We start from the raw sequence: 7,198 nt of genomic DNA on the forward strand, positions 1-7,198 counted from the left end.
ATTCGTATTTACGCTTCGCAATCTCAATATTCATTAAAATTTGAACTCCATTTAAAAAAATTGTAGAATGAACTTGAAATGAAACGCGACTGATTATTATTTAAAATTAAATAGATAATTTATCCACTGGAAGTGCCTTTGTTTAAGGCTGAGAGTAAAGAAAGAACTTTATAATTCCTGGAACCTGACCCAGTTTGTACTGGCGTAGGAAAGTGGCTTACACATATCGTTACATAGAGACTAACGCTATTTCCTACGAAGGAGATAGCGTTTTTTCATTTATTAGGGGTGATAGACATCTTTATTGCGATAACAACTTATAAACATTTAACAGAAGCAGACTTACAACACTTCATTGAAATTAGTAAAGGCATCGATGGTTTACTCTTTCGTACGCCTATGACTAATGATGATTTATTTTCCTTTTTAAAAAAATTAATCGCTGCTGGCTTTCCAAGAAACAAAATTATTATCCATAGCGATGTTAATTTATTAGAATCCTTAAAACTTAAACGCTTGCACTGTCGCGAAATGGACATATTAGCGTTCGATTATAAAGCACAACATCCTGATGTTGAAGTAAGCATGTCGACGCACACTATTAACTCGGTGAAACAAGCTTATCAACATCAATTAGATTATGTCTTTTATGGTCATATATTTACCACGGCTTCTAAGCCAAATCAGCAGCCTAGATCAATGACTGAAATCAAAGCCGTGTTACAAGTTCCGATTCCAGTCTATGCCATAGGAGGTATTACTGAAGATACGATACAACGGCTTCCAAATGGCTTTGCAGGAATTTGTGCAATTTCTTATTTTATGAACGCATCTTTACAACAAATTCAACATCTACGAAAGGAGTGGTTGAAAGATGCATGACGTACTTATTGTTGGTTCTGGTGTTATCGGAATGTCCATTGCGAGACACCTCAGTCATACGCAACTCGACATTGCAATTGTCGACCGTGATATACCTGGTAAACATGCTTCATATAAAGCTGGAGGCATGTTAGGTGCACAAAATGAATTTACAGAAGACAGCGACTTATTTCGTCTCGCTCTAGAGTCACGTGAATGTTTTCCTGAATTATGCGAAACACTCCAAGATGAAACTGGAATAGATATACAATATCAAGCATCAGGATTGATTAAAATCGCAAATCAAATTGAAGATGTGGAGCATTTGCGCTCACAATTTCGATTCTTACATGCCTTAGATAACAATGTAATTGAACTATCAGACGATGAATTAGCAGATTTAACTAGTGGTAGTGTGGTTGCATCTGAAATGGCAATCTACATTCCAAATGATGGACAAATCAATGCAAATCATTATACTAAAGCACTGTTTAAATCCTTACAACAGCGTCGTATTTCACGCTACTTCAATACAAATGTAACAGATATTATTCGCCAGAATGGTTACTATCAAATCGTTTCATCTCAAGGTGATTTATATGCGAAGAAAGTCATTGTCGCAAGCGGTGCATGGTCATCTCAATTGTTAAAACAATATCAATTGCCTCGTGAGGTTGTCGGCGTTAAAGGTGAAGTGCTTCTTATGGAACATGACGATTTAAACTTACAGCAAACGGTATTTATGACAAATGGATGCTATATAGTTCCGAAAGCGCCTAATCGCTACTTAATTGGTGCTACTAGCGAATTTGATAATTATTCTGTGGGTAATACGGAACAAGGCGTCTCATGGTTAAAACACTATGCGACAGAACGTATACCTGAACTTGCAAACGCACGTATCATGAAGCAGTGGTCTGGCGTACGTCCATATACGGACGGTGAATTACCAATTATGGACCGAGTTGACGACGGATTATATGTCATTACCGGCCATTATCGTAACGGTATTTTATTGTCCCCTGTTATTGGTCGTGACATTGCAAACTGGCTATTAACTGGAGTCAAACCATCTCGATATGAATCTTTCAATGTCTCAAGGAGGTTAAATCATGAAATGCATTATTAATGGCGATGCATTCACGTTCGACACTGAGCAATCCATTCATCAAGTGCTCATCTCTTTAGAATTAGACCCAGAACGTGTCATTGTTGAACATAATAAAACATTAATTAAACAAGAAGATTATCATCAACACACGGTACGTGAAGATGATCAATTAGAATTATTAGAATTTGTTGGAGGCGGATAAAATGTTTAAAATTGGAAATTTAGAATTACAATCTCGTTTATTACTAGGTACAGGAAAGTTTGAAAATGAAGACATACAAACAGAAGCGATTAAAGCTTCAGAAACAAATGTACTTACTTTCGCAGTAAGACGTATGAATTTGTATGACAAGAATTTACCTAATCCACTCGCAAACATTAATTTAAAAGACTTTATAACTTTTCCAAATACTGCTGGCGCAAAAACTGCTGAAGAAGCCATTCGTATTGCAGAAATCGCTAAACATGCAGGTGTATGTGACATGATTAAAGTTGAGGTTATCGGTGATGATGAAACATTATTACCTGATCCATTTGAAACATATGAAGCTTGTAAAGTATTGCTAGAGCGTGGCTATATTGTATGTCCATATATTTCTAATGACGTTGTTTTATCTAAACGTTTAGAAGAATTAGGTGTGCATGCCGTTATGCCATTAGCATCTCCAATCGGAACTGGTCGCGGCATAAACAACCAACTTAATTTAAGTTACATTATTAAAAACTCAAATGTGCCAGTTATTGTTGATGCTGGTATTGGTTCTCCGAAAGATGCATGTCATGCGATGGAATTAGGAGCTGACGGTATTCTACTCAATACAGCTGTATCAGGTGCGAAAGATCCTGTGAAGATGGCAGAAGCAATGAAATTAGGTATTCATGCTGGTCGCTTGTCTTATGAAGCTGGACGAATCCCAGTAAAATATACTGCCCAAGCATCAAGCCCAACTGAAGGTTTAGGATTCTTATAATGCAACGTTACAATCGTCAAATGAGATTCTCTCCTTTTGGTGAACAAGGACAGCATGCCCTTTCTAATGCACAGATACTTATTCTAGGTGCCGGCGCATTAGGTAGTCATGTTGCCGAGCTACTTGCTCGTATGGGGGCACATCACATCACAATTGTTGATATGGATATAGTTGAAACGTCTAATCTACATCGACAAGCGCTTTATACTGAAGATGACGCTCTAAATATGGTACCAAAAGTACACGCAATAAAAGAACATATTGCACGTATCAATCATCATGTAGACGTACAAACGTATTATCAAGAAATAACTTCAAACAATATTGAAGATATATTAGATGAAGTTAAACCAGATATCGTTATCGATGGGATGGATCATTTTAAAATTCGTTATCTCATCAATGAAGTGTGTCACAAACATCAAATCCCTTGGGTATATGGTGCTGCTGTCGGCAATAAAGGAACGGTTTATGGCATTGATTTCAAAGGACCATGTCTAAAATGCCTCTTAAAACAAATGCCATCAAGTGGCGAAAGTTGTGCGATTAATGGCGTACTACCAACTATTATTAATCAAGTTGCAAGTTATGAAGTTGCAGAAGTACTTCGTTACCTATCTGGTGAAGGCTTTTCAAAAAAATTAATCACTATTGATACGTGGCATATCGATTATAAAGCGATGAACGTCGATATATTGAAAGATCACGCGTGTGAGGTATGTGCGAATCAACACTACCCACTCTTAGAAACGAAACACCAGCAGCATATTGAAAGCTTATGTGGACGTACGTATCTCTTTAGATATCAATCAAGTATATTTGAACATGCACATCACCTTCCCGGTGAAATTGTGAAATCCACTTCTTTCGCAAAATTAATTAAAGATGACGATTATGAAATTACCTTATTTAAAGATGGACGTATGAATGTTTATGGCATCGAAGATGATGAAGAAGCATTTAAGTTGTATCATTCTTATTTAAAAGCTCTAAAATAAAAATACACATAGGTTTATACAAGCAATTCATAGTAAATTTTATTATAATAAATTTACTATGAATTTTTAATTTCACAAATAATGCTTTTAATAAAAGGAGTTCTTGAATATAAATGGAACAATTAATCACTGATTTTATAAGTAAGTGGGGTTATACAGCAATCTTTATTCTCATCTTATTAGAGAATGTTTTACCTGTTGTCCCATCTGAAATCATTCTTACCTTTGCTGGTTTAATGTCAGTTAAGTCGGGTTTATCAATACCAATTTTATTCCTTATATCAACAATCGCATCATTTATTGGATTATTAATCCTATATTATTTATGCCGTTTAATTAACGAAGAAAGTATTTATCGTTTTGTAGATAAACATGGTAAATGGTTTAAACTTAAAGGTAAAGATGTAAGGCGCGCAAATGACTGGTTTAAACGTTATGGTGCATGGGCTGTATTATTATGTCGCTTCATTCCAGTATTACGTGTATTAATCACAATTCCTGCTGGTATCAATAAAATGAATGTCGTTACGTTCGCAGTATTATCATTATTAGGTACTACAATTTGGAACTTCGCCCTAATCTTATTAGGCCGTATGCTAAGTGGTAGTTTCGATGCCCTAATGGCTGGTTTACACACTTATTCATATATTATGTATGTCATTATTATTCTTGCAGTGCTTTACTTACTGTATAGAATATTCTTCAAAAACAGAAACCGAGTTAAATAACATTTAAAGCCTCAGAATCATTCGATGACTGAGGCTTTTATCTTACATATATTTAAACTTTAAGAATTAATTCTGACATTTTAAGCATCACCGTTGAAAAAGTGGTGCTTTTTAAAGATAATTAATGTAAGCGGTTTTATGACATATCTACCCATATGAATATCAATTCCAAACAGGAGTGAAATTAGATGACACAAACGACTGAAAGTGAATTACGAGAGAAATATTTAGATTTATTATCACAACAATTTGATAGTCCTGAGAAGTTAGCAACAGAAATTGTCAATTTAGAGTCTATTCTAGAATTACCAAAAGGTACTGAACACTTCGTCAGTGATCTTCATGGTGAATATGAATCGTTCCAACATGTATTGCGTAATGGATCAGGTAATGTTCGTTCAAAAATAAATGACCTTTATGCAAAGACATTATCCCAAAAAGAAATCGATGACTTAGCTGCCCTCGTCTATTACCCTGAAGAGAAATTAAAACTTGTGAAAAATAACTTCGATTCGAAGGGAAAATTAAATGTTTGGTATATTACTACAATTGAACAATTAATTGATTTAATTACTTATTGTTCATCAAAATATACACGCTCAAAATTACGTAAAGCGTTACCTAAAGAATATACATATATCGTTGAAGAGCTACTTTATAAAAATAACGAATTCAACAATAAAAAATCATATTATGAAACACTAGTAAATCAAATTATCGAGTTAGAACAATCTGACGACTTAATTATTGGTTTATCTTATAGTATCCAACGTCTAGTTGTTGATCATCTTCATGTAGTTGGTGATATTTACGACCGTGGTCCTCAACCAGATAAGATTATGGACACGTTAATCAATTATCACTCTGTTGATATTCAATGGGGAAACCACGATGTTTTATGGATAGGTGCATATGCTGGTTCTAAAGCATGCTTAGCCAACCTACTTCGTATATGTGCACGATACGATAATTTAGATATTATTGAAGATGCTTACGGAATTAATTTGCGTCCATTGTTAACGCTTGCCGAAGAACATTATAGTGGCGATAATCCTGCATTTAAACCTAAGAAACGCCCTGATAAACCAGTTGGTCTATCTAAACTTGAAGAAAGCCAAATCACTAAGATTCATCAAGCCATTGCGATGATTCAATTCAAACTAGAAATGCCAATTATCAAACGTCGTCCTACCTTTGAAATGGAAGACCGTTTAGTATTGGAAAAGGTCAACTATGATACGAATGAAATCACGATATACGGTAAAACATATCCTTTAAAAGATACATGTTTCAGTACTGTGGACCCACAAGATCCTGGTAAATTACTACCTGAGGAAGAAGAAGTTATGAACAAACTGCTACTTTCTTTCCAGCAATCTGAGAAATTGAAACGTCACATGTCGTTCTTGATGAAGAAAGGGAAACTTTACCTTCCATATAATGGCAATCTTCTTATTCATGGTTGTATCCCTGTTGATGAGAATGGAGAAATGGAATCATTCGAAATTGAAGGAGAACAACATAAAGGTCGTGACCTTTTAGACGTATTTGAAAGACATGTACGCTATGCATACGACTACAAAGAAATCACTGATGATCTATCAACAGATTTAGTGTGGTATTTATGGACTGGTAAATACAGTTCACTTTTCGGAAAAAGAGCGATGACAACATTTGAACGTTACTTTATTGAAGATAAGGCTTCTCATAAAGAACCTAAGAATCCATATTATTATCTACGAGAAGATGTTGATATGATTCGCAAAATGTTAAAAGACTTCGGTCTCAATCCAGATGAAGGTCGAATTATCAATGGTCATACACCTGTTAAAGAAATAGATGGTGAAGACCCTATTAAAGCAGATGGTAAAATGTTAGTTATCGATGGCGGATTCTCAAAAGCATATCAAAAAACGACAGGTATTGCGGGTTATACATTACTTTACAATTCATTTGGCATGCAATTAGTCGCACATCAACATTTTGACTCAAGAGATAAAGTACTATCAGACGGTGCAGATGAATTATCAGTACGTCGTGTTGTAGACGAAGAACTACAACGCAAAAAAATCAGAGATACCAATGACGGTAAAGTACTTCAAGAACAAATCCGTATCTTAAAATTATTAATGCATGATAGATACTTAAATTAATACAAATATTTATGACACCCTAAAAAAAGGGAGTAGGACAGAAATAATATTTTCTCAAAATTTATTTCGTTGTAACCCCAACTTGCTTTGCTTGTAGAATTTCTTTAAGAAATTCTCTTTGTTGGGGCCCCGAACCCCAACTTGCTTTGCTTGTAGAATTTCTTTAGGAAATTCTCTTTGTTGGGGCCCCGCCTACCCCGTCAAGGATGACTAGGTTTGAAAAAAGCTTGATTCAAGCGCATTTTCAAATCAGTCAGCTACTGACAAAATGATAAAGAAGGCTGAGACATTTTTTTGTCCCAGCCCTTTTTAAATTTTATTTATTCTTAATAACAGATAGTAATGCACACAAATAGGTAGGGAGTGGGACAGAATT

The 7,198-nt window shown here is 35.0% G+C and carries 7 protein-coding genes and 1 riboswitch; all 7 genes read left to right on the forward strand.

Annotated elements, in window-relative coordinates:
• Positions 1-118: 118 nt before the first annotated feature.
• Positions 119-228, forward strand: a riboswitch (TPP riboswitch).
• Between the two features lie 63 nt (positions 229-291).
• Complete coding sequence (locus F1592_RS03150; protein ID WP_053016684.1) at positions 292-882, forward strand: thiamine phosphate synthase; 591 nt, start codon at positions 292-294, stop codon at positions 880-882.
• Positions 875-1,990, forward strand: coding sequence for a glycine oxidase ThiO (gene thiO / locus F1592_RS03155; protein ID WP_053016428.1), 1,116 nt, complete (start codon positions 875-877; stop codon positions 1,988-1,990). Before F1592_RS03150 ends, thiO begins: the two co-directional genes overlap by 8 nt.
• A complete protein-coding gene (gene thiS / locus F1592_RS03160) occupies positions 1,974-2,174 on the forward strand; it encodes a sulfur carrier protein ThiS (protein WP_037550281.1) in 201 nt (66 codons plus the stop codon). The genes thiO and thiS overlap by 17 nt, the downstream gene beginning before the upstream one ends.
• A gap of 1 nt (position 2,175) precedes the next feature.
• Positions 2,176-2,943, forward strand: coding sequence for a thiazole synthase (locus F1592_RS03165; RefSeq protein ID WP_053016426.1), 768 nt, complete (start codon positions 2,176-2,178; stop codon positions 2,941-2,943).
• Positions 2,943-3,941 (forward strand): ThiF family adenylyltransferase, encoded by a 999-nt coding sequence (locus F1592_RS03170; protein ID WP_053016424.1) that lies wholly within the window; start codon positions 2,943-2,945, stop codon positions 3,939-3,941. The genes F1592_RS03165 and F1592_RS03170 overlap by 1 nt, the downstream gene beginning before the upstream one ends.
• A gap of 113 nt (positions 3,942-4,054) precedes the next feature.
• A complete protein-coding gene (uptA, locus tag F1592_RS03175) occupies positions 4,055-4,669 on the forward strand; it encodes an undecaprenyl phosphate transporter UptA (protein ID WP_053016422.1) in 615 nt (204 codons plus the stop codon).
• A 188-nt stretch (positions 4,670-4,857) separates the two neighbouring features.
• The gene (locus F1592_RS03180) at positions 4,858-6,822 is read left to right on the forward strand and encodes a fructose-bisphosphatase class III (RefSeq protein ID WP_053016420.1); all 1,965 of its coding nucleotides are present in this window, start codon (positions 4,858-4,860) and stop codon (positions 6,820-6,822) included.
• Positions 6,823-7,198: the final 376 nt, after the last annotated feature.

The organism is Staphylococcus sp. GDX7P312P, assembly GCF_008385775.1.
Taxonomy (GTDB): Bacteria; Bacillota; Bacilli; order Staphylococcales; family Staphylococcaceae; genus Staphylococcus; species Staphylococcus haemolyticus.